We start from the raw sequence: 1,454 nt of genomic DNA, 5'->3' as shown, positions 1-1,454 counted from the left end.
GCGGCGGACCTCCTCGGCGAGACCGTTGCCGAGATCTCCGCGGCAGAGGTCCCCGGATTCCATGCTCCGGCCGTTGAAGGCCACGGCGCGACCCTGCGCACGGTGCGTATCGAGGCCAGCGGCAAGCATGCCCTCGTCCTCGGATCGCGCACCCACTACTACGAGGGCAAGGGGGTCCGCGCAGTCGCTCACGGTGTGCGCACCGCGGCTGCGGCCGGCTGCTCCTCGCTCGTGCTCACCAACGGCTGCGGCGGCCTCAACCGCAATTGGGCAGCCGGCACCCCGGTGCTCATCTCCGATCACATCAACCTCACCGGAACCTCCCCCATCGAGGGCGCGAACTTCGTCGATCTCACCGATCTGTACTCCCCGCGCATGCGCACCATCGCCAAAGAGATCGACCCGACGCTCGACGAAGGCGTGTACGCGCAGTTCCGCGGACCCCACTACGAAACCCCCGCCGAGGTGCGCATGGCCGGGATCCTCGGTGCCGACCTCGTGGGCATGTCGACGACGTTGGAGGCCATCGCCGCACGTCAGGCCGGGCTCGAGCTCATGGGCATCTCCCTGGTCACGAACCTCGCCGCCGGCATTCAGGAGACCCCGCTCTCCCATGCCGAAGTGATCGAAGCCGGAGCCGCAGCGGCCCCGCGCATCTCCCGTCTGCTCGCCGACATCGTCGCGAAGCTCTGAGACGGCCCGGCCGACTCCGCACTCCCCCAACCCGCCACCGCGAACACGCAAAGGACTCATATGACCCGCGTAGCCGATCGCTTCAGACATGGATTCGAGGCCGAGGTGGTCCGCGCCTGGATCGCCGATGACCCCGATCCGCAGACGGCCACCACCCTGGAACACATCCTCGCCTCCGCGGAGGACGGCGACGAGGCGGCGATCGCCGACCTCGAGGACCGATTCTCCGGTCCCCTCGTCTTCGGCACCGCCGGCCTGCGCGGCGAGATCGCCGCCGGCCCGAACCGGATGAACCGGGCCGTCGTCATCCGGGCTGCCGCAGGGTTGGCCGCGTTCCTCGCCGAAACCGTCGGTGAGGGTTTCCGCGTCGTCATCGGCTGCGATGCCCGGTACAAGTCCGCGGAGTTCGCTCGAGATACCGCCGCCGTCATCACCGCCGCCGGCGGGGTCGCGATCCAGCTGCCCGACCAGCTGCCGACCCCGCTGTTGGCGTTCGCGCTGTCACAGCGGGGAGCAGATGCAGGTGTCATGGTCACGGCCAGCCATAACCCCCCGGCCGACAACGGGTACAAGGTCTACCTGGGTCAGCGTCCGCTGGAGGCCATCGAATCCGAGCCTGCTGCCGCCCTCGCCGGTGCCGGGGCGCAGATCGTCAGCCCGGCAGATGCGCTGATCGCCGAGAAGATCGCCGCGGTCGATTCCGTGGCCTCGGTGGCACGAGCCGAATCAGGGTGGGAGCACCTCGACGAGTCGATCGTCGA

General features: G+C 69.1%; 1 protein-coding gene and 1 pseudogene. Both read left to right on the top strand.

The genetic code is table 11. The features are described 5' to 3' along the window. The coding region (locus AD89_RS0117645; RefSeq protein ID WP_025781002.1) for a purine-nucleoside phosphorylase at positions 1–693 on the top strand (693 nt) is incomplete at its 5' end. Between the two features lie 60 nt (positions 694–753). Next, a pseudogene (locus tag AD89_RS0117640) lies at positions 754–1,454 on the top strand (phospho-sugar mutase); the annotation flags it as partial.

The organism is Brevibacterium sp. VCM10, assembly GCF_000583215.1.
In the GTDB taxonomy this organism is placed as follows: Bacteria; Actinomycetota; Actinomycetes; order Actinomycetales; family Brevibacteriaceae; genus Brevibacterium; species Brevibacterium linens.
This window is presented reverse-complemented; position numbering and strand designations above follow the sequence as displayed.